The following is a 23,835-nucleotide window of genomic DNA, read 5'->3' on the forward strand; positions in this document are numbered from 1 at the left end:
ATGCGGACGATTCAACGGAACCCGACCAGCACATGGCCGACGACCACATCCGCTACGACATTCTGGCCCAGGAGGCATTGCGCGGCGTCATGCGCAAGGTCCTGGCCGAAGTCGCGCGCACCGGCCTTCCCGGCAATCATCATTTCTTCATCACATTCCTGACCGGCGCGCCGGGCGTGCGGGTGTCCTCCAGGCTGCGCGAGCGCTATCCCGAACAGATGACCATCGTCATCCAGTTCCAGTATTGGGACCTCAAGGTGACCGATACCGGCTTCGAGGTCGGGCTGTCCTTCTCCGACGTGCCGGAGAAGCTGGAAATTCCGTTCTCGGCCGTACGCGGCTTCTACGACCCATCGGTCAATTTCGAACTCGAATTCGACGTCAAGACCGACGTCCCGGCGGAAGACGATGCAGCCGCCCAGCCGGCTGCCGAGCCTTTGACTATCGTCTCCGAGAAAAAGCCGAAGGCCGAGAAGAAGGCAGCTGCCACTGAGGCGGAGAAAAAGCCCGCCGTGGCCGATGCCGCCGCCGGCAAGGGCGCCGACGTCGTGTCGCTCGACGCCTTCCGCAAGAAGTAGCGGGACGGTCGGCGCGACATGGGCGAAATCGTCAACCTTCGCCAGGTCCGCAAGCAGAAGGCGCGCACCGAAAAGGAAAAGCTCGCCGGCGAGAACCGCGCTCTGCACGGCCGTTCCAAAGCCGAAAGAACTCGTGACCGTCTGACATCGGACAAGGCCGAAAAATTCGTCGCCGGCCACCGCCGCGAACGCCCGGAAGACCAGGGCGATTGATGGACCGCCTGCGGTGAGCCCGGTCGAAAAACGCTCCGTGACCATCCGCGGCCATCGCACCAGCTATTCCCTCGAAAAACCCTTTTATGACGATCTCGTCGCCATCGCCGCCGCGCGCAAGCTGACGCTTGCTGCCCTAGTCGCGGAGATCGACGAGACAAGACCGCGCGATGCGAACCTGTCCTCGGCGCTCAGGCTGCATGTGCTGGACTGGGCCAAGCGCGGCGCTGTCTGAATGGTTTTTAATTGCCCAGCGACTTCAGCAAATTGTCGACCGAGAACGGATTTGTCCTGGGCTTCGGCGGCGCCGGGGCCGAACCGTCATTGACGCCGGGAAGTGAGCGGTCGACCTTCGGCGCCTGCTCCTGAGCCTTGCGCTCGGCCTCCAGCCTGGCTTTTTCCTGCGAAGCGATCCGAGCCTGTTCGGCCTTCTTCCGTTCGTCCTCGGCCTTGGCGGCGTCTTCGGCAGCCTGCTCTTCCGCCTGGGCTTTCGCGTCCGCATCTGCCTTGGCCTTTGCGTCAGCCTCTGCCTGCGCTTTCGCATCGGCATCGGCCTTTGCTTCGGCATCCGCCTTGGCCTTGGCATCCGCTTCGGCCTGTGCCTTTGCGTCGGCCTGTGCCTTCGCCTTGGCGTCGGCCTCAGCTTTGAGCCGTGCCGCTTCCTCCTGCTTGCGCAATTCCTCGGCGGCGTTGTCGCGCTCGGTCTGCAGGGCGGAGTAGTAGCGCACCTCGCGCCGCAGCCGCTGCTTCTCGAGCAGTGCTGCCTGCATCGCCTCGACCCGCTGCTGCTCCTTTTCCAGGGCACGCTGGGTCAAAAATTGCGCCAGCGGCTCGCTGTCGAACTGCTTCTTCAGCGCCCCGAACGGCCCATCGACGCTGAAATTGACCGTCGGATCTGAGCCGACCAGCGCCTCGTCGCCAGGCTTGTAGGTGACCGCGCCCTTGGTGGCGACGGTGCCGGTGTTGAGGTCGGCCGTGATGTCGGCAGACAGCGTCGCCGCCTGGTTTTCGAATTTGATCGGTGGTGCCCGCAACGTGCCGCCGGCGACCGTGAAGGCGATGTCGGCATCGCCGGCAGCAAAGCTGCCGTCGCCAGCGATCTCAGGTGCAAAGCCCGCGGTCTTGGCCACGTCGATGTCGCGCCCGATCGCATCGGCCTTGGCAATCAACGCGCCGAAGGCATCGGGATTGACGCCGGCAATGGTGAGGCCTTTCAGCGCCGCCGTGCCCGAGCCGGAGAGTGCGGCAATCATCGCGTCGACCGATTTGCCGCTGGTCGACAGCCCTGTCGAGAAATCGCCGCTGCCACTCAATCCGGCAGCCGGCAGCACAGTCGCCAGGTCGGCGCCGGCAAGCCTCATCTGGCCGGAGAACAGCCCCGTGCCGTCTGTGTTCTTCAACTCGAACAATCCGGTGAGCGCGCCGCCGAGCAGTTTTGCCTTCAGGTCCGAAACGCGGATGCCTTCCTGGTCCAGTTTCAACGACAGCGACGCATCATAGGCTGTCGCCAGCGGTCCGGCGGCAAGCGTCGCCGTCGTCAGATCGAGATCGGCGCTGAACGGCAGGCTGGATTTCTGGCTGAATGGCGCCGTCGGCCAGTTCGCGTTGCTGCTGAGGAACGACTGGTCACCGAACAGCGCAACCGCAATCGGGTCGAGGTCCAGTTCGTCGAGCGCCAGCGCACCGGCAAAATGCGGCAGCCCCTGCTTCGCATCGATGTTGACGTCGCCCGAAATCTCCGACTCGTTGATGGATCCGCTGAGACCGCTCAACACCAGCAGGCCACTGCCGAAATCGGCATCCGCGCTGAGCGAGGTCGAGGTGCCCGTTCCCATGCCCGGCAGGCCGGCGCCGGTCGTCATCAGCCAAGGCTCGATGTCGGAGGCGTCGAGGCCGATCTTGCCCTTGGCGGTGGCGCCTTGCGGCGTCTGAGCAACGGTGCCGTCGAACGTCGCCTTGAAGTCGTCGGCGGCGAAATTGAAGCTCGTCGCCAGGCCGCCGCCGAGCGTGCCTTTCGCCGAAATATCGGTGCTTGCCTGGCCGAGCATGCCGAGCGGCAGCGCCGGCAGGCCGTAGAGCGCCAGCAGCGCCGTGGCGTCGGGATTTTTGGCGTTGAAGGTCAGCGTCACCGGCGCGTCAAGCAACTGGCCTACGGCCCCCTTGCCCGACAGCGACGCCGAAAAGCCCGAACCGCCGGCCTTGCCTTGTCCGCTCACCGCCAGCCCGGTGGTGCCGTCGCCATTGTCGGCGGCGCTCGCCACCAGATCGACGCGCGCGTCCTGGAACAGTTCAGGATAGGCGGCCGTGCGGCCAGCCAGTCCCTTCAGCATCAGATTGTCGGGATAGTGTTGCGCGGCAATGTCGATCAGCGGCTTCAGATCGACGGCGACCACCGAGGCATCGAGCTTGCCGGTCGGGCTTGCGGGAAAATCCTTGATCCGGCCGGTGGCGCTGATCGAGGCGCCGGCAAGGCCGCCAATCGACAGCCGGTCGATTTCGAGCAGCCCGTCGCGGAGCCGGAGCGCGGTATCGACCGTGTCGGCGGTGAGCCCGCCGGCATTGACCGGCCCTGCCTTGATCTGAAAATCGAGGTCACGGTCGGAAAAGCGGTTGGCGCCCTTGTGGCTGACGAAGATCGAGGCGAAGGCCGTCAGCCCGTCGACATCGAGTTCGCCGCCCTCGAGCCGCATCAGCACCGAGGACTTGGCGTCGTCGGGCTGGTTGGAATCGATGCGGCCGGTGAACTTCGACTTGCCGAGGATCAGTTCGAGATCGCTGAACGCCTGGCGCTTCTCCGACAGCTCCACCTTGGCCTTGAAGCCGGCGGCCGGCAGCCGGCGGATCGCCTCGTCGACATCTTTCGACAACCAGGCAGCAAAGCCGGAAGGCTGCGCCACCGCCAGCAGCATGGAGCCGCTGAAACCGAAATGATCTTCGACGCTGAGCATGCCGCTGGCTTCCAGCGTCGTGCGCCCGGGCAAGGTCGCGGCCAGCGATTTCACCGACCAGCCGCCCTCGACCGGCTCGGCCGAGAGATGCACGTCGCGCACCGTGGTGTCGCCGGCCACCACCGCCGGCAGCTTGACCTCGACAGTGCCGGGGATGCTCGGCTTCGGCAGTTCGAGCAGCGCCTGCTCGATTCCGGCAATGCGCTGGTCCAGCGTCAGGCCGACGCCCTTCTCAGCGCCCACCGCCTCGTCCAGTTGCACCTGCGCGCCATTGGCCTCGATGGCGAAGTTCGGCCTAAGGCCGAGATCGACCGAAGCCTTGCCGTCGGCTGTGTAGGGATTGTCGAGCGGCCCGGTCTCGAAGCGGAATTCGTCGACGCCAAGCTTCTGGTGGTCGAGCGAGAACTTGCCGTTCAGCCTGAACCCCGGATCGGGTTTGCCGGCGCTGACCTTGCCCGTATTGATCTCGACAACCTCACCATCGCTGCCGCGCAGCGTAGCCGAATTCTTGTCGTTGCCGGAAATCTTGAACTGGCCGGAATAGACGGCAGCCCCATTGACGATGCCTGCATTGCCGTCGGTTTCGATGACCAGTGGATAGGCATCGGGATCGACCTTGAGCCTCAGCCGCATCTGGCCGCTGCCTTCGGCCTTGCCGGTCGAAGCCGCAACCGTCGAACGCAGTCCGTCGAGCAGCAACGTTCCGTCCATGCGCCACGGCCCGGCCAGCGACTTGGCAGAGATGGTCGAATTGATCTCGGAAATCAGATGGCTGCGCCCGCCTGCGGCATGGCGGAGCGCAATTTCTCCCTCCGTCACCGTGAGCTTCTCGATCGAGATCTGGTTGAGATCGAAGGGCGAGGACGGCCGTATCGCCCAGTCGACCGTGCCGTTATCGGCGATGTCGATCGTCGCCTTCGGATGCACCAGCCGCATGTCGAAAATCAGCACTTCGCCGCGCAGGAACGGCGCCAGTTCCGCGTCCATCGAAAAGGTCTCGACGGTCATTGCCGGCTGGCCGCCGGGGCCGCCGGCGACCGTGACGTTTGAGAAGGTCACCGAGGGGAACGGCAACAGCCGCGCCGTGGCGTCGCCTTGCACCGTCACCTTGCGGCCGAGAATGGCGCTCGCCTCGCGCTCGAATTGGGCGCGGTACCCGGTCCAATCGACAAAATACGGCACCACCAGCGCCGCAACCAGCACCAGCACAAACAAGCCACCGAAGATCACGAACAGGCGTGCGAGCATCAGCTCCGAACGGGTTGATTGAAAGTCAGCCGCACTCTACCCGCATCAGCGTGTCGATAAAGAGGCAATTCATCCAGAGTTGCTTGATCTCTGATGTATCTGGAAGAGCAGAGATTTTTGGACGCCTTTGACCGCGGTCCGGCCTGTGCGCAAGAGACTATCCTGCCATGGCCCGTCGGCGATATTCGTTCAGCAGCACCACCATCTCCTCGGGCGACAATGTCCAGCCCTGCGGTAATGCGGCTTCGGCGCCGAGGCTTTTGGTCACGCTGCCCATGACGGAGCTTTTCTTGACCCCCGGTGCGAAATTGTACCCGATCATATCGCCTATCCTGCGCCGGCGATGGACGACGAAGAAGCTTTCGATATTCTTCCAGGGGACCAGGTTGGGCGATCGAACAAGGCCTCCGCCGAGACTGAAACCTTGTCCGTTCAGCACCAGAATCTGCGGCCGCACAAGCTGCCAGGCAAACACCAACGCGACCAGCCCGAAAAAGGCCACGCACCACCAAAGGCCGGCGGTGTCGCCGTCCTCGGAGACATAAATCAGGAAAGCGCAGGCCAGGACAAAGAAGAGGCTGGCCGACAGCAATAACAGTGTCTTGCCAAGCGATGCCCTTATAATCAGGGTATCCATTGCCGCTCCTCACATTTCGGCTATGCAGGTAATATCTTGCCTGGGTTCATGATGTCTTGCGGGTCGAGCGCTTTTTTTATGGAGCGCATGATGTCGACACCATGGCCGAGCTCATGGCGCAGGAAGCCGATCTTGCCCTGGCCGATGCCGTGTTCGCCGGTGCAGGTGCCGTCCATGGCGATCGCCCGCATGTTCAGCCGCGAGACGAATTTCTCCGCCAGCGCGATCTCTTTGGGGTCGTTGACATCCATCAGCACCAGCACATGGAAATTGCCGTCGCCGGCATGGCCGACGATCGGCGCAACCAGGCCCATCTCGGCAATGTCGGCCTCGGTTTCGGCAACGCATTCGGCCAGCCGCGAGATCGGCACGCAGACATCGGTCGACAGGCCCTTGGTGCCCGGCCGCAGCGTCAGCGACGCCCAATAAGCATCGTGCCTGGCCTTCCAGAGTTTCGTGCGCTCCTCGGCGACGCTCGTCCACAGGAATGGCCCGCCGCCATTGTCTTCAGCAATGGCACCGAAGGTTTCGGCCTGTTCGGCGACACCGGCATCGCTGCCGTGGAACTCGACGAACAGGCACGGGCTCTCGGGGTAATCGAGCTTCGAGTAATTCTTCATCGCCCGCATCTGCAGTCCATTCACCAGTTCGATGCGCGCCACCGGAATGCCCATCTGGATGGTCGCGATGACCGCGTTGCAGGCCGCCTCGAGGTTTGGAAACGGGCAGACGCCGCCGGAGATCGCCTGCGGAATGCCTTGCAGCTTCAAGGTCAGCGAGGTGATGATGCCGAGCGTGCCTTCCGAGCCGACCAGAAGCCGCGTCAGATCGTAGCCGGCCGAACTCTTTTTCGCCCGCTTGCCGGTCGTCACCGTCTCGCCATCGGCCATGACGGCCGTCAGCGACAGCACGTTTTCACGCATCGTGCCGTAGCGCACCGCATTGGTGCCGGAGGCCCGCGTTGCCGCCATGCCGCCGAGCGAAGCATTGGCGCCGGGATCGATGGGGAAGAACAGGCCGGTATCGCGCAGGTGCCGATTCAAATCCTCGCGCGTTACGCCAGGCTCGACCGTGCAGTCGAGATCCTCGGGGTTGACCGACAGGATGCGGTTCATGCGCGAGGTGTCGACCGAGATGCCGCCACCCGGCGCGTTGGTGTGGCCCTCCAGCGAGGAACCGACGCCGAAGGCGATGACCGGCACGCGGTGCGCGGCGCAGGCACGTACGATCTCCTGCACCTCTTCTGTCGTCTCCGGGAACGCGACACCGTCAGGCGCCTGCGTCGGAATATAGGTGGTGGTATGCGCATGCTGCGAGCGGATCGCCGCGCCTGTCTGGAAGCGTTCGCCGAGCTGCTGCTTGAGAATGCCGAGCACGGCGGCGATGCCTTCCTCGTTGCGTTCGACCGGATTGAGGTCGCTCAGAGCCATGAATTCCTCCGCGAATGGACCAGCGTCCACGCTTGTTATGCGATTATGGATGCGTAGTCTCGACTGCCGCGCTCTGTCCAGCACCAGAACAAGGAAGTTTCCATGCCCATCCCTGCCCCCTTCGTTTCCAAACCGATGGACATCGAGAAGGACTGGATCGACTACAACGGCCATCTCAACATGGCCTATTACAACGTGTTGTTCGACCGCTGCTCGGATGAGGCGTTCGAGGCGATGGGCATGGGGCTGGACTATGTCAAAGAGCGGCGCCTGACCATCTACACGGCCGAAGTCCATGTTTGCTATGTCCAGGAACTGCACCTCGAACACAAGGTCGTCGTATCCTTCCAGCTGATCGATCACGACGACAAGCGGCTGCGGGCCTACCAGGAAATCCGCCATGTCGATGGCTGGCTCGCCGCCACTTCCGAAACCCTGTCGCTGCATGTCGACATGTCCGGGCCGAAAGTCGCGCCCTTCCCCGCCGACGTGCAGGCCAAGGTGGAAGCGATGCGCGCCGCCCACTCTGCACTGCCGATGCCCGAACGCGCCGGCCGTTCGATCGGTATTCGCCGCAGGACCGCTTGAAGCGCTGCTGCGCCCGCGTTAACCTTACCAAGGTTTTAACGTGAACAAGCCATTTGAGCCATTGAACGACTCAGCGGACCGTTTGAGAACGGTGCCATGCGAGTTGCGATGCGGGCGGCGGGCAACAGGCGGTTCGAGGAACGTGCATGAAAACCGACATCAAGGTCGAGGTGGACAGGCTGGCTGCCGATCCGCGCATCACCGACTATGATTTCTGGCGCTCGTTGAAGAACGTCAACAACGAGATCTTCCACATCGCCAACAACAACGAGCCAATCCCCTTCGACATGATCCGCTGGCGCGCCATCCTGAAGCAGGCGCGCATGAAGCGTGGCCACGCCTGACGTTTCCCCTGCCCTGAGAAGCCGACACTGGCGAGCGCCGCCACGGACAATTGCGATCTGATCATTTCTATAGGTCGGCGCCAGCCCTGCTTTCAGCGAATCGGCTACATCCGACAACCTTCAAACCCATTTATTTCAATCCGTTGTGGAACCGGCGATTCGGTTCCGCAAATGGCTGCCTGCGACAAGAAGATCAAGATTGAACCAATTCCACGTCTAAGCCGTTGTGACCCCTGAAAAACGGCTTGGAGTGAAAGCATGGACTGGAAAAGGACCAGGGAACCGGCCGACGCATGGCACATGACGGACAATCTGCATGCCGAGCACGGCAAGGGCGATCCGTTCGCGGCCGCCATCCGCGCCACCCGCATGTCGATGGTCATCACCGATCCCCGTCAGGCGGACAATCCGATCGTCTTTGCCAATGACGCGTTCCTGCGCCTGACCGGCTACGAGCGCGACGAGGTCATGGGCAAGAACTGCCGCTTCCTGCAGGGGCCAGAGACAGACAAGGCAGCTGTGGCTAGCGTGCGCGACGCGATAGCAGCGGGAACCGATATCGCCATCGATCTGTTGAACTACCGCAAGGACGGCTCGACGTTCTGGAATGCGCTCTACATCAGCCCGGTTTCCAACGACAAAGGCGAACTCCTGTTCTTCTTTGCCTCACAGCTCGACGTCTCGGATCGCAAGCGCTCGGAGGATCGCATCACCGCCGACAAGAACCGTTTTGAAAAGGCTGTCAAGGAACGCACGCGCGAGCTTGAGGCCGCCCTTGAGGCGCAGACCACGCTGCTGCACGAGGTCGACCATCGGGTGAAAAACAACCTGCAGATGATCTCCTCGCTGATCATCATGCAAAGCCGGGCAATCAAGGATGAAGCGACGAAGCGATCCCTGACCACCATGCTGGAGCGCATCGAGGCGCTGAGCACTGTGCATCGCCGTCTCTACCAGTCAAAGGATGTCAGCCGCTTCGATGTCTCGGATTTCGCCAGGGATCTGGTCACCGACCTGCTGACCGCATCGGGGCGCGCCGAGATCAAGCCGACGCTGGACCTCGAACCCATCGTCATTCCGGCCGAAAAAGCCACGCCTGTTGCCTTGATGGTCAATGAGCTTGTCACCAACGCGCTGAAGCATGCCTTCAAGGAAAAGCCGGACGGCACCACCGCGGGGCGCATCGGCATCAAGATGAGCCAGCCCGACGGCCACTTCAACATCGAGGTTTCCGATGACGGCGTCGGCATGGCCGAGGCCAGTGGCGATGCTTCTTTCGGCATGCGGCTGATCAAGTCGCTTGCCCGTCAGTTGCATGCCGACATCGAATGGCGCGACGCCGGCCCGGGCACAAAGGTCGTCATCTCGATGCCGAACGAACCGCAGCAGAAAGGGAAGCTGTCATGAACGAACCGCTCAAGGTCCTGATCGTCGAGGATGAGGCGTTGCTGGCGATGGAACTGGAAAGCCTCGTCGAGGAAGCCGGCCACAGCGTTGTGGGTTGGGCGACATCGTTGGCCGAAGCAAGAGGTATGATTGATACCGCCGATGCCGATATTGCCTTTGTCGATATCCACCTCGCCGACGGACCAACCGGGGTCGAGGTTGCCGAGCATATCCGCGAGGGTAACCGTTCCATGGTGGTGTTCATGACCGCCAATCCAAAACGCATCCCCGACCATTTCGCCGGCGCGATCGGCGTCATCGCCAAGCCCTACACGATGAACGGACTGGTGTCGGCGTTGCGCTATCTGCAGGAGGGCGTGCGGCGCCCGCCCCCGGTCTCGGTGCTGCCGGCCGGTTTTACGCTGTCGCCGGCCTATGAAAGCGTATGGGCGTCGTCGGCGGCCTGAAGCCTACGCCAGCTTCTCCTTGAGGAAAGCGATCGTCCGTCCCCAGGCGAGATCGGCTGCCTTCTTGTCGTAGCGCGCGGCCGAGGTGTCGTTGTTGAAGGCATGGTTGACGCCGTCATAGACATAGAGCGTGTATTCGACATGGGCGGCGTCGAGCGCTTTCTTGTAGGCATCGATGCCGGCGTCGATGCGCTCGTCGAGCCCGGCATAGTGCAGCAACAGCGCCGCCTTGATCTTCGCCACATCCTCGGCCTTCGGCTGCATGCCGTAATAGGCGACGCCGACGGCGAGATCGGGCGCGTTGACCGCCAGATTGTTGACCGTGCCGCCGCCCCAGCAGAAGCCGACAGCACCGACCTTGCCGTTGCCGTCCTTCTCGCCCTTGAGATAGGCGATGGTCGCCAGGCCATCGGCGGTGACCTGGCTGGCGTCGAGCTTTGTGAACATGTCGCGCGCCTTGTCTTCGTCAGCGGGCGTGCCGCCGAGCGGCGACAGGAAATCCGGCGCCAGCCCCACGAACCCTTCCAGCGCAACGCGCCGCGCAACATCCTTGATATGCGGGTTGAGCCCCCTGTTCTCATGCACCACGATGACGGTGCCGAGCTTGCCGGACTGGTCCGCCGGCCTGACCAGATAGCCCTTCATCTCACCGCTGCTGCCGGAATAGGTGATATCTTCAGCCTTCACGCGCGGATCGTTGTCGGCGACGATTGCCGCCTGCGCCGAATTCGCCGCAAGCAGCGGCGCGATCGCGGCCGCCGCCGCGCCCGATCCGGCAAGCCTGGTCAGCTGTTCCATGAAGCGGCGGCGGTCGAGCGTCAGATGCGTGTATTCGTCATAGGCATCGATCATCGCCTGGGTGATGGCAGGTTTGGCAGGTTTGACGGCTTCGGCGGTGGGTTTCGTCATGGCGTGCTCCTCGTTAGGAGATGATCTCACGGTCACTCCGGGATGACCTCATGGTCACTCCGGGATGACCTCGCGGTCACTCCGGGATGACTCGCGGATCAAGATAGGGTGCAAGCTCGCACGGTCCAGTCTCGGATGGGTGACGCTTGCGCCATCGAACGATGCGGCCGCCCCGCCGAACGCGCCCATCACATTTTGGTCATTTCAGAGAATGTCGATGGTGCCGCCACAATATGGAAGGAAGCTGATGATGGTCTCGCTCGTAGCGGCGAGCCCGACGAGAAGGAACAACGCCATGACCTTGTCTACTCCGATCCTTGCAAGCGCGCTCGTGCTTGCTGTTGCTGCCTTGCTGGCAATGCGCTCCGCTGCTGCCGCAGCCGCCGCTCGGATGGTGAAGGTCCGCGTCGACCGGCGTCGGCCGGCACCACGCTGATCCAGCAGGCCGAAACAGGGCCGCAGCTAACCAATGAAGTACTGGGCTCCATGCCCAGCCTCAAAGGCCATCTCTTACGCAAGCTGACCAAGGCTGGTGCTGCCCCTCATCGCCCTGCCGGGCCCCTTCTCCCGTATAGATGCCGGCAGGCAGATGAGGGGCGGCGCGACATTGCCAGAATATCTGCCGGGCCGATCACTTACCTAAGTCACATCGCTGCTACTTCGGCAGCGTATAGGCCATCACATAGTCGCCGGGCTTGGTGCCGACCGAGCCATGGCCGCCGGCGACGATGACCACGAACTGGCGGCCGTCGGCGACGGTGTAGGTCATCGGCGTCGACTGCCCACCGGCCGGCAGCCTGGCCTGCCAAAGCTGCTTGCCCGATGTCAGGTCATAGGCGCGCAGATAGTCGTCGACCGCCGCGCCCAGGAAGACGACGCCGCCGGCGGTGATCATCGGCCCGCCAATGCCGGGAACACCGACCTTCAGCGGTAAGGGCAACGGCGTCATGTCATAGACGGTGCCGTTGCGGTGCTTGTAGGCGATCTTGCCGGTTCTGAGGTCCGCTCCCGCCACATAGCCCCATGGCGGCGCCTGGCAGGGCACGCCGAGCGGCGACAGGAACGGCCCCATCACCACCGCATAGGGCGCGCCCTCATTGCGGTTCAGCCCCTGTTCGCTGCCGCGCCCCTCATCCGGGGGCGGCACCTGGTCGCGCGGAATGAGCTGCGATTTGAACGCCAGATAGGTCGGCATGCCGAACATCACCTGCCGCACCGGGTCGACGGCGACGCCGCCCCAGTTGAAGGTGCCGAAATTGCCGGGATAGACCAGCGAGCCCTGCACCGATGGCGGGGTATAGCGGCCCTCGTAGCGCAGGCCCTGGAATTCGATCCGGCAGGCCAGCTGGTCGAACATGGTGATGCCCCACATGTCGGCGCCGGTCAGCGGCCTCGGATTGAAGGAGAGATCCGAGACCGGCTGCGTCGGCGACGTGTGATCGCCCTCGACAGCGCCGCCCGGCGCCGGCACTTCCTTGATCGGGATGATCGGCTCGCCGCTGCGCCGGTCGAGCACGTAGAGGTCGCCCTGCTTGGTCGGTCCAACCAGGCCCGGAACGACGCCGGCAGCGGTGGTGATGTCGACCAGGGTCGGCTGTGCCGGCACATCCATGTCCCAGAGGTCGTGATGCACGGTCTGCCGCACCCAGCGCACTTGTCCGGTGGCCAGATCGAGCGCGGTGATCGAGGAGGAAAACTTCTCGACATTGGCGCTGCGGCCCATCCCGAGCTGGTCCGGCGTCTGGTTGCCGAGCGGCACATAGAGCAGGCCGAGCTTCTCGTCGGCGCTTGCCGTCGACCACATGTTGGGCGAGTTGTGGGTGTAGGTCTGGCCTGCCGCCAGCGGCGTTGTCTGGTCCGGATTGCCGGAATCCCAGTTCCACACCAGGGCGCCGGTGTCGACGTCGAAGGCCCGGATGACGCCGGACGGCTCTTGCGTCGAATAATTGTCGTTGACCGCGCCGCCGATGATGATCTTGCCGCCCGCAATCAGCGGCGCCGAGGTCGAGTAATAATAGCCCGACTTCGGATACGGCATGTTGGTCAACAGATTGAGCGTGCCGGCTTCGGCGAAGGACGGGCAGACCTGGCCGTTGGCGGCGTCGAGCGCGATCAGCCGCGCATCCGATGTCGGCAGGTAGACGCGAGTCGCGCAAGGCTGGCCGGCGGCGATCTTGGCATCGGCATAGTAGGACACGCCGCGGCAGGTCTGGTGCTGGCGGTCCTTGTCGAGCTTGATCTTGGGATCGAAACGCCATTTCTCCTTGCCGGTGGCGGCATCGATGGCGATGGCGAAATTGTGCGGCGTGCAGATATAGAGCGCATCGCCCACCTTCAGCGGCGTCACCTGGTAGGTGGTTTCGCCGACATCGTCCGGCCCTTTCACGTCGCCGGTCTGGTAGGTCCAGGCCGGCTGCAATTTGGCGACATTGTCGGGCGTGATCTGGTCGAGCGGCGAATAGCGCTGGCCAAATTGCGTGCGGCCGTAGAAGTGCCATTCACCGGGAGGCACATTGCCGCCGAGATCGGCAGTCGGCGTCACCTTGTCGGCGCTGAGGTCGCCGGCGATGTCCTTGGGATCGGCCGTCATCGAATAACCGGCGACGGCGAGCGATGCGAGCACGGCCAGAATGAGCGGCGCGCGCGCGTCGGGGCCGGTCAGGCCCCGCCTTGCCCAAGGCGTCAGCAGCCACAGCGCCAGAAGCACGATGATGCCGCCGCGCGGTCCGAGTTCCCACCAGTCGAAGCCGATTTCCCACACCGCCCAGGCCAGCGTGCCGAGCACGATCGCCGCGTAGAGCCAGAGCGCCGTCGATTTGCGCCGGAAGAGCAGCCATGCGGCGATCAGGAAGGCGAGACCGGTGATGACATAGTACCAGCTGCCGCCCAGCATCGCGAGCCAGACGCCGCCGCCGCCAAGTGCGAGGCCGATGAGGAACAGGATGAGGGAGGTGATGACGACAGCCAAGACGATACTCCTTCGACTGATGCGCTTTGCAGCGCCTCACGGGCAGCCGCCCCTGCCCTGTCGCCAGCTTTCTCCCCCAGGCCGCGTGTGTCAAGCTGGCCCTGCCAGCATAAGGCGAGAGCAAACGCTCGACTTCATTCCGCTCCCACGCTGCAGCACCTCCACGACATTGTCCGGCGTCGGGACGATGAAATTCGCACTGCGCCCCAGAATCTCACTTCCAAACCAGAACAAAACGTAGACACTTCTGGTCTTTCGCTCCCGAATCACTACATTCGGGGGAGATGTCCGGCTTTGCGGAAGACATGCCCTTTTTTGACGAACCCAACGCGCGGCCCGCGGCCCCGTCGGGCATAGCGGCGCGCGCCATGGCGGCCCGCAGCGGACCCAACAGCGCGCCCGATTATCTCAGCGGCCTGAACCCCGAGCAGCGGCTGGCGGTGGAAACCACCGAAGGCCCGGTCCTGGTGCTGGCCGGCGCCGGCACCGGCAAGACACGCGTGCTGACCACCCGCATCGCCCATATCCTGGCCACCGGCAGGGCTTTCCCCTCCCAGATCCTGGCGGTGACCTTCACCAACAAGGCCGCGCGCGAGATGAAGCAGCGCATCGGCCATCTCGTCGGCGAAGCCGTCGAGGGCATGCCGTGGCTCGGCACCTTCCACTCCATCGGCGTCAAGCTCTTGCGGCGGCACGCCGAACTGGCCGGGCTCAAATCCGATTTCACCATCCTCGACACCGACGACGTCGTACGGCTGATCAAGCAGCTGATCCAGGCCGAAGGTCTCGACGACAAGCGCTGGCCGGCCAAGCAGTTCGCGCAGATGATCGACGGCTGGAAGAACAAGGGCCAAGGCCCCGCCGACATTGCCGAGGGCGACGCGCGCAGCTTCGCCAACGGCAAGGGCCGGGAACTCTACAAGGCCTATCAGGAGCGGCTGAAGACGCTGAACGCCTGCGACTTCGGCGATCTGCTCTGCCACCCGATCCGCATCTTCCGCGCCAATACGGACGTGCTGAAGGACTACCACAAGCGCTTCAAATACATCCTCGTCGACGAGTACCAGGACACCAACACCGCGCAATACATGTGGCTGCGGCTGCTGGCGCAAAGACCTACCTCCCCCTCGATGGGGGAGGTCGCGCCGCGTAGCGGCGCGGGTGGGGGTGGCAGCGCCGGCGCCAGTCACCCCTCCCCGCCGCTTCGCGGCGACCCTCCCCATCCAGGGGAGGGTAAAGCGCGCTCGGCCAAAGGCCGCATGCCCGACCGGGCGTCCGAGCCGTTGCGAGGGCCCGCGCCGGCAGGCGCGGAACGGCCCGTGAGCGAAAACAAAGTCAACATCTGCTGCGTCGGCGACGACGATCAATCGATCTATGGCTGGCGTGGCGCCGAGGTCGACAACATCCTGCGCTTCGACAAGGATTTTCCCGGCGCCACCATCATCCGGCTGGAGCGCAACTATCGCTCGACCGCGCACATCCTCGGCACCGCCTCGCACCTCATCGCCCACAATGAGGGTCGCTTCGGCAAGACGCTGTTCACCGAGAAGGTCGCCGAGGACGACGAGAAGGTGCATGTCCACGCCGCGTGGGATTCCGAAGAGGAAGCGCGCGCCGTCGGCGAAACCATCGAGACCTACCAGCGTGCCAAGCACAAGCTGAACGACATGGCGATCCTGGTCCGCGCCTCCTTCCAGATGCGCGAATTCGAAGACCGCTTCGTCACGCTCGGCCTCAACTACCGCGTCATCGGCGGCCCGCGCTTCTACGAGCGCATGGAAATCCGCGATGCACTGGCCTTTTTCCGCGTCGTCGCCCAAGGCGCCGACGACCTCGCCTTCGAGCGCATTGTCAATGTCCCCAAGCGCGGCCTGGGTGAAGCCACCATCCGGCAGATCCACGACACGGCGCGGAGCTTGCGCATCCCGATGCTGGAGGCCGCGGCCAAGCTCGCGGAAAGCGATGAGCTGAAGCCCAAGCCGCGCGCGGCCTTGCGCGAAGTGGCGGCCAATTTCGAGCGCTGGCAGAAGGCGCTGGAAACCACGCCACACACCGAGCTCGCCGAGACCATTCTGGAGGAGAGCGGCTACACCGACATGTGGAAGAACGACCGTTCGGTCGAGGCGCCGGGCCGGCTGGAAAACCTGAAAGAGCTGATCCGCTCGATGGAGGAGTATGAATCGCTGCGCTCCTTCCTCGAGCATGTCGCGCTGGTCATGGACGCCGAGCAGAACGCCGAGCTTGACGCCGTCAACATCATGACGCTGCATTCGGCCAAGGGCCTCGAATTCGAGACCGTGTTCCTCCCCGGCTGGGAGGAAGGCCTGTTTCCGCACCAGCGCGCGCTGGACGAAGGCGGCCGCTCCGGCCTGGAGGAAGAGCGCCGTCTCGCCTATGTCGGCCTGACCCGGGCCAAGAAGAACCTGCATCTGTGGTTCGTCTCCAACCGCCGCATCCACGGCCTGTGGCAGTCGACCATCCCGTCGCGCTTTCTGGACGAACTGCCGGAAGCCCATGTCGAGGTCGCCGAAAGCGGCAACTCCTATGGCGGCTACGGCAATTCCTATGGCGGCGGTTCGTTCGCGTCGGGCCGTGGCGGCCAGGGCGCAGGGCGGCAGAACCCCTACGGCGCCTCGCGCTTCGACAATGTCGGCGCGGAAAAATCCGGCGCCTTCTCCAACACCTATGCGACGCCCGGCTGGCAGCGCGCGCAGGCCAACCGCACCGAGGCGACCGACCGCAACTGGGGCTCGCGCTCCGGCCACCAGGTCGAGCGCATCGGCTATGGCGAGACCGACTCCGGCTACGGCGCCGGCCGAACCAGCGTCAAAGGCCGCACCATTGACGGCGAACTGGTCGCCAAATCCGTCGCCGACACGCCGTCGCCCTTCAGCGTCGGCGACCGCGTCTTCCACCAGAAATTCGGCAACGGCAACATCTCCAACATCGAAGGCAACAAGCTGACCATCGACTTCGACAAAGCCGGCCAGAAACGCGTGCTGGACGGGTTTGTGGCGGCGGTGTGAGCGCCCGCTTGTCCTGTTGTCCTACAAGCGACCACATTGTTGTAGTCTGGCGGAGCCCTCCCCGCCTCGTCATCCACGGGCGGAGCAAGGAGCGTAGCGACGCAGCGTAGACCCGAGGATCCATCCCGCGTCTTCAACGCGTTGCCACGGTGCGGAATCCTGCGCAGCTGCACTCCAAGGTCGCGGAATGGATTCCAGGGTCTACGCGACGGAGCTTCGCTCCTGCTCCGCCCTAGAATGACGAAGCGACGGGCGTCTGCCCAGTCGTCGGGGCATGCGGTCCGCAACATGAGCGTCCCCGTCAATTTAGCCCGCCCCTCACCTGTACCGCGCCTGGTTCCACTTGTGCCCCAGCAGCGACAGGATGATGATCAGCCCGTTGAAGAACTGGACGTAGAAGCCGCTCAGGCCCGCCGCCACGACGCCGGTCTGGATGAACGACACGGTGACCGCGCCGATCGCTCCACCGGCAACCGTACCGATGCCGCCCCAGGTCGGCGTGCCGCCGACGAACACCGAAGCCAGCACCGGCAAGAGATAGCCGTCGCCCGCGGTCGGCCACCAGGTGAAGTTGATCATCACCGAAAACGTGCCGGCGATCGCGGCCCCGATGCCGGTGAAGATGAACACTTTCACCCGCACACGCTTGACGTCGATGCCCATTTGCTGGGCGCTGTCGGGGTTGTCGCCGACCACCCTCACCTGCGCGCCGAAGCGGTGCCGGTTGTAGAGCATTGCCGACAAAATGACGAAGGCGAGTGCCCAGAAGACCTGTACCGGAAAACCCCACACCTGACCGGAGAAGATGGTGTACGCCCAGCTGTCGCTGAGACCGGTCAATGCCGTCGATCTGCCCTCGTTGATGATCTGGATCAGTCCCCGCAGCAGGAAATTCATGCCGAGCGTGGCGATCAGCGACGACAGCCCGCCATAAACGACCAGGGATCCGACGAGAAAGCCGAGCAGCGTGCCGGTGAGAATCGCCGCTGCGATGCCGAGAAACGGATCGTAGCCGGCCTGCACCACCAGCGCGAACACCCAGGAGGCAAAGCCCATGGTTGCGGGAAACGACAGGTCGATCTCGCCGCAGGTGACGACGAAGACCAGCGGCACCACCACGAACAGGGCAACCGGCAGCGTGGTCAGCACGGATCTGTAGAGATACCAGGTGGTGAACACGGTCGGGTTGGCGATCAGGAACGCCGCCATCATGATGATGAACACGGCGAGCGTGCCGAGCGCTGCGCGGTTGTCGATGACGAAACCGCGCAGCCAATGGTCGGACGGGTGCTTCCACTCAGGCCGGGCTGCCTTGCCGCCGAGCGGGCTCTGCAGATCGGGTTCCATGGTCTTGCTCATCGTGCTGCCCTCTCCGCGTCGCCGGCCTCGTGCAGCCCCGGCAATCCTCCGGGATGCGCAACGTCTTCCATGAAATTGATCAGCTCTTCGGCCGACTTGACCTCGGTGCGATCGGCGGTCAGCGCCACCTTGCCGCGGTCAATCACCACGAAGCGGTCGGCGATGTCGAAGACATGGTGGATGTTGTGGCCGATGAACAGGATCGAACGGCCGCTCGCCCGCACCTGGCGCACGAAATGGAAGACCTTGGCGGTCTCGGTCAGCGACAGCGCCGTCGTCGGCTCGTCGAGGATGATCAGCTCGGCCTGCTTGTAGATGGCGCGCGCGATCGCCACGCCCTGGCGCTCGCCGCCCGAGAGCTGGCCGACGATCGAGTGCGGCGTGAACACCTTCGAGGTGAAGCCGATCTCGCGCATCAGCCGGCTCGCCTCCTCTATCTCTTTATTGACCTTCAGAAAGCCCATGAAGCCGGTGAGTTCGCGGCCCATGAAGATGTTGCGCACAATGGTCTGCTGCACGGCCAGCGCCCGATCCTGGAAGACCGTCTCGATGCCGGCGTCGCGCGAGCGTGCCGCACTCCAGCCGGTCACCGGCTTGCCGCGCACCAGGATCTCGCCGCTGGTCGGCTTGACGACGCCGGACAGGATCTTGATCAGCGTCGATTTGCCGGCGCCATTGTCGCCGATCAGGCCAACCACCTCGCCGCGGTCGACCGAGAGATTGACCCCGCCCAGCGCATAGACCTGGCCATAGGATTTGCTGATGTCGCGCAGTTCGATGATGCGTTCGGCCATGGCGATCCTCGCTCCTGTGGTATCATCCCGGCCTGGTGCCGGCGGTCCTGCCGGCCGGGCTTGCGCCCAGCCGGCAGCTTGGGAGGTCAGCGCAGCGCCTGCTTGGCGAGCTCGGCGACGATCTCGTAATTTTGCGGCGTCACGAAACCGGCGCCGGTGTCGACGTTCATCGGCGCCAGGCCCAGCACCACCTGCTGGCAAAGGCTGAGGATCGGCAGATAGCCTTGCAGGAACGGCTGCTGATCGGCCGTCAGCTGCACCCAGCCGCCCTTGAACGCCTCGACGATCTGCGGGCTGGTATCGAAGCCGAAGTTGAAGATGTCGCCCGGCTTGCGCCCCGCCGCCTGCATGTAGGTGGCGACGTTGCCCAGCATCTGGCCGCCGGGATAGCCGACCGCCTTGACATCGGGATTGTTGAGCAGGGCCGCGGTGATCACCGGGATCGCCAAATTGGGGTCGGACGCCCATTCGCCGCTCGGCGGCGACGACAGCTGGATGACCTCGACGCCGGCTTCCTTGAGTGCTGCCACCGTGCCGCGCTCGCGCGCGCCGCGGGCCTCGTTCTCGAACGGACCGATCATGATTGCCTTGTCGCCGGACTTGAGCTTCCCGAGCTTGAACGCCTCAGTGCCGAGCGCGCGGCCCTGCTGCTCCTGCTGGGCGCCGACATAGCCGCCGCCGAACGCAGCCACCACCGTCGGCACCGGCACGTTCTGGTACATCATCTTGATACCGTCCTTGTGCGCCTGTTCGGCCAGCGGCATGATCGCGGCGTCGCCGGGATGGCCCATCATGGCAATGCCGTTGGGCTTCACGGCGACGGCCTCGCGCAATTGCTGAACCATCTTCTCGACGTCCCACTGCGAGAAGATGTAGTCGACCTTGGGTCCGAGATCGGACGCCGCCTGCTTGGCGCCATTGTAGACGATGGTGCCGAAAGCGTCGCCCTCGGCGCCGCCGACGAAAAAGCGGATGTGGACGTCCTTGCACCACTGGGCGTCGAGCGCCTGCGCCGGCAGAGTGGAGATGGCGGCGCATAGCGCCGTGGCGGCGGCCACGACGGTCGAGCGCAGAAGTGTCGTTCTCATTGCGATGCTCATGCACGTTCCTCCCTTTTGTCCTCGGTGAGCCGAGGGGTTCGTCGTTCGCTTTTCGGCAGTGCTTGTCGGCAGTGCTTGGCAATCTGTCAGGCCGGCTCCTCCCACCGGCCCTCGGTCACGCCGGGTTCGGCAGGTAGGTCGCTCCTCCCCGGCATTGCTTGAGGTATTCCAGCCCGCGCACCTGACCTGTGATTTCGAGGTCGCCGCGATAGACCGGGTCGTGCCACCCTTCGATGTCGATAGCGCCCTTGTAACCGGCCAGCCGCAATTCGCTGATCACCCGCGTCCAGTCGCTGTCGCCAAAACCGGGTGTGCGCATCTGCACGAAGGGCAGCTTGCCGAACACGCCGTGCTCGCGGATCACATCCCAGCGCACCGTCGCGTCCTTGCCGTGGACATGGAAGATGCGCGGCGCCCATTTGCGGATCTGCGGCATCGGGTCGATGAGGTAGACAAGCTGATGGCAGGGCTCCCATTCCAGGCCGAGATTCTCGTCGGGCAATTCGTTGAACATCAGCTCCCAGGCGTCCGGATTGTGGGCGATGTTCCAGTCACCGGCGGCCCAGTTGCCGTCCATGGCGCAATTTTCGAAGGCGATGCGCACGCCCTTGTCGGCGGCGCGCCTGGCCAGCGGCCCCCAGACCTCACGGAAGCGCGGCAGGCTGTCGGTCAGCTTCTTGCCGCGCAGGCGGCCGGTGAAGCCGCTGACCGTCGAGGCGCCGAACAGATGCGCATTGTCGATGACGGTCTCCCAGGCCGCGAGCACGCCGCGATCGACCTCGTCATCCTCCAGCGGATTGCCGAACACACCGATCGACGACACGACGACATCGGCATCGCCGATCGCCTCGCGAATCTCGCCGGCGAGCCGCGGCAAATCCTTGCCGCCCAGCGTCTGCCAGAAGAAGGGCTGGATGCTCTCGAAGCCGAGAGGCAGAATCTCTTTGATGTAGGCTGCCGGGTCTTCGAGATTGGCCCGCACCATGGTGCCGATGCGGATGTCGAGAAGCGGGTTCGGCATCATTGTGTTTCCTGTGTCCTGATAGCCACTCGCCGCCCCGTCTCGGCGCTTTCGATGGCGCCGAAAACCATGGCCAGGCTTTTGATGTTGTCGCTGCCACGGGTTTCCGGCTCGCTACCGGTCTCGATGGCGTGGATGAAATCCTTGATGACGCCGAGATGACCGCCGATGCGGTCGGCGGGATCGAGCGGCGGCACGATGATGGGCTGGGTCAGGTCGAAAAGGCCGTCGCGGACCGACAACACAACTTCGGCCTTCAGCCCGTCCTCGCCGTCCCAGACCAGGCTGCCGTGCTCGGCGACGATGCGCCATGTGCTCTCCCAACTGGTGCGGAAGCCCGCCGCGCACCAAGAGCCTGCATAGGTGAACCGCTTGCCGCCACCGAGATCGAAGATAGCGCTGGCCGAGGAACCCTGCCGGTACCAGGAATTGGCCGGCTCCCATTCCTGGCAAAAAACACCGGCGGGATCGCCTGCGACCATGTAGCGGGCGGCATCGAATGTGTGGATCGCCATGTCGAGCAAGAGCACATGCGCCATCTCCTCGCGAAAGCCGCCGAAATGCGGCGCGACGAAGAAGTCGGCATGGATGCTGGTTGGCTTGCCGATGGCGCCGGAGTCGAGAAAGCGCCTTATGCGCCGGACATTGGCGACATAGCGGCGGTTCTGCACGACCGCATGGACGCGCCCCGCGTTACGCGCCGCATCGACGATGGCGCGCGCATTTTCCGGAGTATCGGCCAGCGGCTTTTCCGTCAGCAGATGGCAATTATGGGCAAAGGCGGCAAAGGCGACATCACGCCGGGCGGCTGGAACCACGACATCGAACACCGCGTCGGGCCTGGTCTGGTCGAGCACCGCGTCGAGGCTGGTGCCGATTACCGCGCCGTCGAGCCCGTATTCGTGCGCCCTCGCCTTCGCCCGTTCGGCGTCGAGATCGACAAGGCCGACAATGGCCAGCCCGTCGATCTGCCTCGCGGCATCGAGCCAGGCCTTGCTCATCGCACCACAGCCGACGAGGACGGCATTCATCATCCGGCATTCCTCCCGTCCGGTCCCTCCAGACCGAATGTCACGGCATTTCCGGCATCACCGTAAACGTTTCTCCGTAAACGTTTACGAGAACACACCCGATGGCCTAGAATGTCAATCGGCTGCCGGCGAAAATCATCCCGAAGCCTTGGCCTGGGCGGCAGCCGGTGCTAGCCAAGACAGGGGGAGAACTGTCCTTGGCGTCCAGCATCCATGACCTCGCGCGTCACCTGAACATTTCGATCGGCACCGTGTCGCGGGCGTTGAACGGCCGCGCCGACGTCAATGCCGACACCCGCCAGCGCGTGCTCGCCGCCGCCAAGCAATTGAACTATTCGCCCAACCAGTCCGGCCGCAGCCTGCGGCAAGGCACCACCCATTCGATCGCCTTCATGCTGCAGCCGCATCCGGGCGACCAGCAATATGGCGAACCGTTCTTCATCCCGTTCCTGATCGGTCTGCAGGGCCGGCTTGCCGAGTATGGCCTGGATTTGATGGTCGTCATGGGTGAGCCCGGTCAATATCAGCAGGAGAGGCTGCGCCGCGTTGTTGAGACGCGCCGGGCCGACGCGGTCGTGTTGGCCAATACACGGCGGGAAGACGATCGGATCGACTATCTCAGCAAGGCCGGCTTTCCCTTCGCCACGCTTGGCCGAAGTCAATCCGGCGGCGACACCTATCCTTCGCTCGATATCGATTTCGAGAGGGCGGGTGATGAAGCCGTCGACCGGCTGGTCGCGCGCGGCCACCGCCGCATTGCCGCCATCCGCCCTTCGCTTGATCTCAACTTCGGCTACCTGTTCCTCGACGGCTACCGCAAGGCGCTGAAGCGGCATGGTATCGAAGTCGACCCCGGCCTGATCGCCGACGGCTTCATCAACGAGGCCGGAGGCTACCAGGTGACGCCGCGCGTGATGCTCTCCAGGGACCGGCCCACAGCCATCATCTTCAACAATGACGCAATGGCGCTCGGCGGCTGCAAGGCACTGGCCGAGATGGGCATCAGGCCCGGCCACGACATCGCGGTGATCGTCATCGTCGACACGCCGCTCTGCCGCTATTTTTCACCGGCGCTGACCGCCTTCCGTCCGTCGCTGGAGCCGATGGGCCGGCGACTGGCCGAAATGCTGCTGGCCTCGCTTCCCGCCTTTGCCGGCCCGGAAGGTCCGCGCATCATCCGCGAAGTCTGGCCGCTGGAGCTGATCGCCCGCGACAGCGATTGATCCGCCGCGGAGGAAGGCCGGCGGGCCTCAATCCACCTTCTTCTCGCCCCGCTCGCCGGCCTTGACGATGTCGCCGGTGGTGAACAGGATTTCCTTCAGTTCCGCGCGCCAGTCTTTCTTCTGGCGCAGCAGGAATTCCAGATCCATGCCGAAATGCTTGAACTCCTCGCCTTGCGCGTTCTTCATGATCGCCTTGGCCTGAGGGTCTTTCTCGACCGACATGCGCTGTTCGTACCAGCTGATCGCCTCGGCCTCTTCGATCAACGAGGTGATCATGCGGGCAAAGGTCCGCACCTCCTGCGTCAGTTCTTCCGGCGGCTCGTGATACTGATCGAAACCCATTTATCCCTCCCAGGCCCGGGGCTCGACCGGCCATCGCAGGCGACGCTTGGGCTCGCGTGCAACGGATCAGGCTGGAAAATGGTTCCGGAGCGAGTGCGACAAGGTCTGTCACGCAACTATCATCTTCGCGTCCTAGACCGCTCATCGGTGGGCGCGGCATCGTCGATTGCGGCGGCTTCGTCATCCGGCCGTTCCGGCCCGTTCCGTCACAAGAAGGATCTCC

At 64.1% G+C, this 23,835-nt stretch carries 21 protein-coding genes; 10 read left to right on the plus strand and 11 right to left on the minus strand.

What is annotated here, in order from left to right; genetic code table 11:
* The first annotated feature begins 32 nt into the window (after positions 1-32).
* Genes ACYG9V_RS24095 through ACYG9V_RS24105 form a run of 3 tightly spaced genes read left to right on the plus strand, consistent with a single transcriptional unit; the run spans position 33 to position 1,026 of the window.
* The gene (locus ACYG9V_RS24095) at positions 33-578 is read left to right on the plus strand and encodes an SspB family protein (RefSeq protein WP_023746898.1); all 546 of its coding nucleotides are present in this window, start codon (positions 33-35) and stop codon (positions 576-578) included.
* 18 nt (positions 579-596) lie between these two features.
* Positions 597-791 carry a DUF4169 family protein gene (locus ACYG9V_RS24100; protein ID WP_023667420.1) on the plus strand — a complete coding sequence of 65 codons (195 nt, stop codon included), beginning with the start codon at positions 597-599 and terminating at the stop codon, positions 789-791.
* A 13-nt stretch (positions 792-804) separates the two neighbouring features.
* The gene (locus ACYG9V_RS24105; RefSeq protein WP_023668319.1) at positions 805-1,026 is read left to right on the plus strand and encodes a ribbon-helix-helix domain-containing protein; all 222 of its coding nucleotides are present in this window, start codon (positions 805-807) and stop codon (positions 1,024-1,026) included.
* Between the two features lie 7 nt (positions 1,027-1,033).
* Here ACYG9V_RS24105 and ACYG9V_RS24110 read toward each other — a convergent pair whose 3' ends face one another.
* From ACYG9V_RS24110 to ACYG9V_RS24120, 3 genes are all read right to left on the minus strand, one after another.
* Complete coding sequence (locus ACYG9V_RS24110; RefSeq protein ID WP_352765637.1) at positions 1,034-4,987, minus strand: AsmA family protein; 3,954 nt, start codon at positions 4,985-4,987, stop codon at positions 1,034-1,036.
* A 157-nt stretch (positions 4,988-5,144) separates the two neighbouring features.
* The gene (locus tag ACYG9V_RS24115; RefSeq protein ID WP_155927131.1) at positions 5,145-5,579 is read right to left on the minus strand and encodes a hypothetical protein; all 435 of its coding nucleotides are present in this window, start codon (positions 5,577-5,579) and stop codon (positions 5,145-5,147) included.
* A 65-nt stretch (positions 5,580-5,644) separates the two neighbouring features.
* On the minus strand, positions 5,645-7,054 hold the full coding sequence (locus ACYG9V_RS24120) for an FAD-binding oxidoreductase (protein WP_023690898.1): 1,410 nt from the start codon (positions 7,052-7,054) through the stop codon (positions 5,645-5,647).
* Positions 7,055-7,156: 102 nt separating this feature from the next.
* Here ACYG9V_RS24120 and ACYG9V_RS24125 point away from each other — a divergent pair, with 102 nt between their 5' ends.
* The 4 genes from ACYG9V_RS24125 to ACYG9V_RS24140 all read left to right on the plus strand — a co-directional run bounded on the left by ACYG9V_RS24125 (position 7,157) and on the right by ACYG9V_RS24140 (position 9,839).
* Entirely contained in the window at positions 7,157-7,642 is a 486-nt protein-coding gene (locus ACYG9V_RS24125) for a thioesterase family protein (RefSeq protein ID WP_023712460.1), read from the plus strand.
* A gap of 146 nt (positions 7,643-7,788) precedes the next feature.
* Positions 7,789-7,986: a hypothetical protein gene (locus ACYG9V_RS24130; RefSeq protein WP_013531006.1), complete on the plus strand. Its 198-nt coding sequence runs from the start codon at positions 7,789-7,791 to the stop codon at positions 7,984-7,986.
* Between the two features lie 258 nt (positions 7,987-8,244).
* Positions 8,245-9,393 (plus strand): histidine kinase dimerization/phosphoacceptor domain -containing protein, encoded by a 1,149-nt coding sequence (locus ACYG9V_RS24135; protein WP_023668314.1) that lies wholly within the window; start codon positions 8,245-8,247, stop codon positions 9,391-9,393.
* Positions 9,390-9,839 carry a response regulator gene (locus tag ACYG9V_RS24140; RefSeq protein ID WP_023668313.1) on the plus strand — a complete coding sequence of 150 codons (450 nt, stop codon included), beginning with the start codon at positions 9,390-9,392 and terminating at the stop codon, positions 9,837-9,839. Before ACYG9V_RS24135 ends, ACYG9V_RS24140 begins: the two co-directional genes overlap by 4 nt.
* Positions 9,840-9,842: 3 nt before the next feature.
* Here ACYG9V_RS24140 and ACYG9V_RS24145 read toward each other — a convergent pair whose 3' ends face one another.
* The gene (locus ACYG9V_RS24145) at positions 9,843-10,748 is read right to left on the minus strand and encodes a dienelactone hydrolase family protein (RefSeq protein ID WP_352765639.1); all 906 of its coding nucleotides are present in this window, start codon (positions 10,746-10,748) and stop codon (positions 9,843-9,845) included.
* Positions 10,749-11,043: 295 nt separating this feature from the next.
* Between ACYG9V_RS24145 and ACYG9V_RS24150 the strand changes: the two genes are divergently transcribed.
* Positions 11,044-11,184 carry a hypothetical protein gene (locus ACYG9V_RS24150; protein ID WP_023713551.1) on the plus strand — a complete coding sequence of 47 codons (141 nt, stop codon included), beginning with the start codon at positions 11,044-11,046 and terminating at the stop codon, positions 11,182-11,184.
* Positions 11,185-11,403: 219 nt separating this feature from the next.
* Here ACYG9V_RS24150 and ACYG9V_RS24155 read toward each other — a convergent pair whose 3' ends face one another.
* Positions 11,404-13,716 carry a glucose/quinate/shikimate family membrane-bound PQQ-dependent dehydrogenase gene (locus ACYG9V_RS24155; protein ID WP_023746905.1) on the minus strand — a complete coding sequence of 771 codons (2,313 nt, stop codon included), beginning with the start codon at positions 13,714-13,716 and terminating at the stop codon, positions 11,404-11,406.
* A 284-nt stretch (positions 13,717-14,000) separates the two neighbouring features.
* Here ACYG9V_RS24155 and ACYG9V_RS24160 point away from each other — a divergent pair, with 284 nt between their 5' ends.
* Complete coding sequence (locus ACYG9V_RS24160) at positions 14,001-16,742, plus strand: ATP-dependent helicase (RefSeq protein ID WP_460222024.1); 2,742 nt, start codon at positions 14,001-14,003, stop codon at positions 16,740-16,742.
* Between the two features lie 318 nt (positions 16,743-17,060).
* Here the strand turns inward: ACYG9V_RS24160 and ACYG9V_RS24165 are convergent, their stop codons facing one another.
* From ACYG9V_RS24165 to ACYG9V_RS24185, 5 genes are all read right to left on the minus strand, one after another.
* A complete protein-coding gene (locus ACYG9V_RS24165; protein ID WP_023668309.1) occupies positions 17,061-18,101 on the minus strand; it encodes an ABC transporter permease in 1,041 nt (346 codons plus the stop codon).
* Positions 18,098-18,895 carry an ATP-binding cassette domain-containing protein gene (locus ACYG9V_RS24170; protein WP_023668308.1) on the minus strand — a complete coding sequence of 266 codons (798 nt, stop codon included), beginning with the start codon at positions 18,893-18,895 and terminating at the stop codon, positions 18,098-18,100. Before ACYG9V_RS24170 ends, ACYG9V_RS24165 begins: the two co-directional genes overlap by 4 nt.
* Before the next feature lie 86 nt (positions 18,896-18,981).
* On the minus strand, positions 18,982-19,995 hold the full coding sequence (locus ACYG9V_RS24175) for a substrate-binding domain-containing protein (RefSeq protein WP_023668307.1): 1,014 nt from the start codon (positions 19,993-19,995) through the stop codon (positions 18,982-18,984).
* 115 nt (positions 19,996-20,110) lie between these two features.
* On the minus strand, positions 20,111-21,019 hold the full coding sequence (locus ACYG9V_RS24180) for a sugar phosphate isomerase/epimerase family protein (RefSeq protein ID WP_031214657.1): 909 nt from the start codon (positions 21,017-21,019) through the stop codon (positions 20,111-20,113).
* Positions 21,016-22,050 (minus strand): Gfo/Idh/MocA family protein, encoded by a 1,035-nt coding sequence (locus ACYG9V_RS24185; protein ID WP_023668305.1) that lies wholly within the window; start codon positions 22,048-22,050, stop codon positions 21,016-21,018. Before ACYG9V_RS24185 ends, ACYG9V_RS24180 begins: the two co-directional genes overlap by 4 nt.
* Positions 22,051-22,244: 194 nt before the next feature.
* Between ACYG9V_RS24185 and ACYG9V_RS24190 the strand changes: the two genes are divergently transcribed.
* On the plus strand, positions 22,245-23,270 hold the full coding sequence (locus ACYG9V_RS24190) for a LacI family DNA-binding transcriptional regulator (protein ID WP_023668304.1): 1,026 nt from the start codon (positions 22,245-22,247) through the stop codon (positions 23,268-23,270).
* A 27-nt stretch (positions 23,271-23,297) separates the two neighbouring features.
* Here ACYG9V_RS24190 and ACYG9V_RS24195 read toward each other — a convergent pair whose 3' ends face one another.
* Positions 23,298-23,612, minus strand: coding sequence for a ferritin family protein (locus ACYG9V_RS24195; RefSeq protein WP_023668303.1), 315 nt, complete (start codon positions 23,610-23,612; stop codon positions 23,298-23,300).
* Positions 23,613-23,835 lie beyond the last annotated feature (223 nt).

This window comes from Mesorhizobium sp. W016, assembly GCF_054719485.1.

What these genes read in the sequence shown, in the direction of transcription:
- ACYG9V_RS24135 (WP_023668314.1), top strand. Translation starts at nt 8,245, where the DNA reads ATGGACTGGAAAAGGACCAGGGAACCGGCCGACGCATGGCACATGACG.
- ACYG9V_RS24120 (WP_023690898.1), bottom strand. Translation starts at nt 7,054, where the DNA reads ATGGCTCTGAGCGACCTCAATCCGGTCGAACGCAACGAGGAAGGCATC.
- ACYG9V_RS24130 (WP_013531006.1), top strand. Translation starts at nt 7,789, where the DNA reads ATGAAAACCGACATCAAGGTCGAGGTGGACAGGCTGGCTGCCGATCCG.
- ACYG9V_RS24195 (WP_023668303.1), bottom strand. Translation starts at nt 23,612, where the DNA reads ATGGGTTTCGATCAGTATCACGAGCCGCCGGAAGAACTGACGCAGGAG.
- ACYG9V_RS24125 (WP_023712460.1), top strand. Translation starts at nt 7,157, where the DNA reads ATGCCCATCCCTGCCCCCTTCGTTTCCAAACCGATGGACATCGAGAAG.
- ACYG9V_RS24175 (WP_023668307.1), bottom strand. Translation starts at nt 19,995, where the DNA reads ATGAGCATCGCAATGAGAACGACACTTCTGCGCTCGACCGTCGTGGCC.
- ACYG9V_RS24100 (WP_023667420.1), top strand. Translation starts at nt 597, where the DNA reads ATGGGCGAAATCGTCAACCTTCGCCAGGTCCGCAAGCAGAAGGCGCGC.
- ACYG9V_RS24140 (WP_023668313.1), top strand. Translation starts at nt 9,390, where the DNA reads ATGAACGAACCGCTCAAGGTCCTGATCGTCGAGGATGAGGCGTTGCTG.
- ACYG9V_RS24145 (WP_352765639.1), bottom strand. Translation starts at nt 10,748, where the DNA reads ATGACGAAACCCACCGCCGAAGCCGTCAAACCTGCCAAACCTGCCATC.
- ACYG9V_RS24185 (WP_023668305.1), bottom strand. Translation starts at nt 22,050, where the DNA reads ATGATGAATGCCGTCCTCGTCGGCTGTGGTGCGATGAGCAAGGCCTGG.
- ACYG9V_RS24095 (WP_023746898.1), top strand. Translation starts at nt 33, where the DNA reads ATGGCCGACGACCACATCCGCTACGACATTCTGGCCCAGGAGGCATTG.
- ACYG9V_RS24170 (WP_023668308.1), bottom strand. Translation starts at nt 18,895, where the DNA reads ATGGCCGAACGCATCATCGAACTGCGCGACATCAGCAAATCCTATGGC.
- ACYG9V_RS24160 (WP_460222024.1), top strand. Translation starts at nt 14,001, where the DNA reads ATGTCCGGCTTTGCGGAAGACATGCCCTTTTTTGACGAACCCAACGCG.
- ACYG9V_RS24150 (WP_023713551.1), top strand. Translation starts at nt 11,044, where the DNA reads ATGACCTTGTCTACTCCGATCCTTGCAAGCGCGCTCGTGCTTGCTGTT.
- ACYG9V_RS24180 (WP_031214657.1), bottom strand. Translation starts at nt 21,019, where the DNA reads ATGATGCCGAACCCGCTTCTCGACATCCGCATCGGCACCATGGTGCGG.
- ACYG9V_RS24110 (WP_352765637.1), bottom strand. Translation starts at nt 4,987, where the DNA reads ATGCTCGCACGCCTGTTCGTGATCTTCGGTGGCTTGTTTGTGCTGGTG.
- ACYG9V_RS24165 (WP_023668309.1), bottom strand. Translation starts at nt 18,101, where the DNA reads ATGAGCAAGACCATGGAACCCGATCTGCAGAGCCCGCTCGGCGGCAAG.